The following is a 2,265-nucleotide window of genomic DNA, read 5'->3' on the forward strand; positions in this document are numbered from 1 at the left end:
GGTGACCTTCTGAAGATTCTCGTCTGGGACGGGCAAGGCCTGATTCTCATGGCCAAACGACTGGAAAAGGGCAAGTTCGTATGGCCTCGGACCGAAAGTGGTGCCGTGTCTCTGACACCCGCGCAGCTCTCGATGCTGGCTGAGGGCATTGACTGGCGCATGCCCGCCTGGACGGCGCGACCGGAGGCAACGGTGTAACCATTTGGAATTGCCGGACGGCTCCCATCGCGTAGAATCGCGATGTGCAGAGCGCATCATTCGACACCCCTGATGCCGAGATCGCCGCGCTGCGGGCGCTGCTGGCGGAGCGCGATGCCGCACTGGCCGAGCGCGATGCGATCCTTGCCGAACGTGAAGGCGCACTGCGCAACGCGGCTTTTGAAATTGAGCGGCTGAAGGTCCAGCTCGCCACCCTGCGACGCGACCGCTACGGCCAATCCTCCGAGAAGCGCGCCAGCGAGATCGGCCAGCTCGAGATGCTGATCGGCGATCTCGAGGAGGACCAGGCGCAGGCCGCCGCTGAGGCCGAGGCCAGGAAGGCCAAGGGCCAGTCCGGCAAGCCGCGCCGCCCGGCGCTCCGCAAGCCGCTGCCTGAGCACCTGCCGCGGGAGACCATCCTGCACGAGCCGGTATTCGCCTGCCGCTGCGGCTGCACCGATCCGGCGCGCCTGTCGCGGCTGGGTGAGGATGTCACCGAGGTGCTGGAGAAGATCCCGGCGCGACTGAAGGTCATCCGCCACGTCCGGCCGCGCTACGCCTGCCGGGCCTGTGAGGCTGTTCTCCAGGCGCCCGTGCCCGACCTGCCCGTCGAGAAGGGGCGGCCTGGCCCCGGCCTGCTGGCGCATGTGCTGGTGTCGAAATACCTCGACGGCCTGCCGCTTTACCGCCTCTCGGCCATCCTGGCGCGCGAGGGCGTGGAGATCGAGCGCCAGACGCTGGCCGACTGGGTCGGGCGCGGCGCCTGGTGGCTCAGCCGCTTGGCGGAGGCGATCGGGGTCCACGCCATGCGCCAAGGGGTGATCTGGACCGACGACACGCCCATCGCCGTGTTGGCGCCGGGGCGAGGCCGAACGCGGCAGGCCAGGTTCTGGGTCTACGCCTTTGACCCAAGACCCTGGCACGGGCCGGGCGCACCGGCAGCGTTCTACCGCTACTCGCCCGACCGCAAGGGCGAGCGGCCGCGGGAGCATCTGCAGGAGTTCAAAGGCTGGCTGCACGCCGATGGCTACACCGGCTACGACACCCTGACACGCCCGCAAGGCGACCGCCCGTCGCAGATCCTCCACGTCGCCTGCATGGCGCATGCCCGCCGCAAGCTGTTCGAGGTATTCCAGGCGACGAAGTCACCAATCGCCGAGGAAGCGCTGCAACGGATCGCTGCTCTCTATGCCATCGAAGCGGAGATCAACGGCCAGCCTGCTCCACAGCGTCTCACCGAGCGCCAGGCCCGCAGCAAGCCGCTGCTCGACGCGCTGCACGGGTGGATGCAGGCGCAGCGTCGACGCCTCTCAGGCAAGTCCGCCCTCGGCAAGGCAATGCAGTACGCACTCAATAGGTGGGACGCCCTGGCGCGCTACCTGGAGGACGGCAGGCTCTCGATCGACAACAACCTCTCGGAGCGGCTGCTGCGCGGCATCGCCGTGACAAGAAAGAACTTCCTGTTCGTGGGATCCGACGCTGGCGGAGAGCGCGCCGCCATCATCTACACCGTCGCCGAGACCGCCAAGCTCAACGGCCTCAATCCAGAAGCCTACATCGCCTCCGTGCTCAACCGCCTCGCATGCGGCCATCCTGTCACCCGCATCAATGAACTCCTGCCATGGAATTTCAAGCCGGAGACGCCGTCCGCGGCCATCGGCTGACGCTTACTCGGCGACCGCGCCTCCTTCCGGCACCGCGACCGCGACTACGCCGTCCAGGTGGTGAACGCTTTCCTCGAGGAGCTGGACGGCGCTACCGGGCGCGAGGGCATCGTCATTGTGGGCTGCTGCAACGACGCCAGCCGCATCGACCCCGCCATCCTGCGGCCAGGGCGCCTGGAGCGCCTGATCCGGGTGCCGCGGCCTGACGAAGGGGCACTCGCCGCCATCCTGCGCCACCACCTCGGCGGCGAGCTGCCCGGCGCCGACCTGTCGCGGCTCGCGCTCCTCGGTCTGGGTTCCACCGGCGCCGAGGCCGAGCGTTGGATGCGCGGCATGCGACGGCGGGCGCGGCACGACCGGCGCAAGCCGACCCTGGCCGACCTGGAGGCGGAGCTGCGCGGCG

General features: G+C 68.9%; 3 protein-coding genes. All 3 read left to right on the forward strand.

Translation table 11 applies throughout. The annotated features are described in order from the left end of the window. On the forward strand, positions 1-198 hold a 198-nt coding region (tnpB, locus tag IBL25_RS12315), incomplete at its 5' end, for an IS66 family insertion sequence element accessory protein TnpB (RefSeq protein WP_187778843.1). 44 nt (positions 199-242) lie between these two features. Then, positions 243-1,862 carry an IS66 family transposase gene (tnpC, locus tag IBL25_RS12320; RefSeq protein ID WP_187778844.1) on the forward strand — a complete coding sequence of 540 codons (1,620 nt, stop codon included), beginning with the start codon at positions 243-245 and terminating at the stop codon, positions 1,860-1,862. Positions 1,863-1,922: 60 nt separating this feature from the next. Next, a partial coding sequence (locus IBL25_RS26700; protein ID WP_367615601.1) for an AAA family ATPase occupies positions 1,923-2,265 on the forward strand: 343 nt, incomplete at its 3' end.

Origin of the sequence: Pseudoroseomonas ludipueritiae (assembly GCF_014490445.1) — a bacterium.
GTDB lineage: Bacteria > Pseudomonadota > Alphaproteobacteria > Acetobacterales > Acetobacteraceae > Pseudoroseomonas > Pseudoroseomonas ludipueritiae.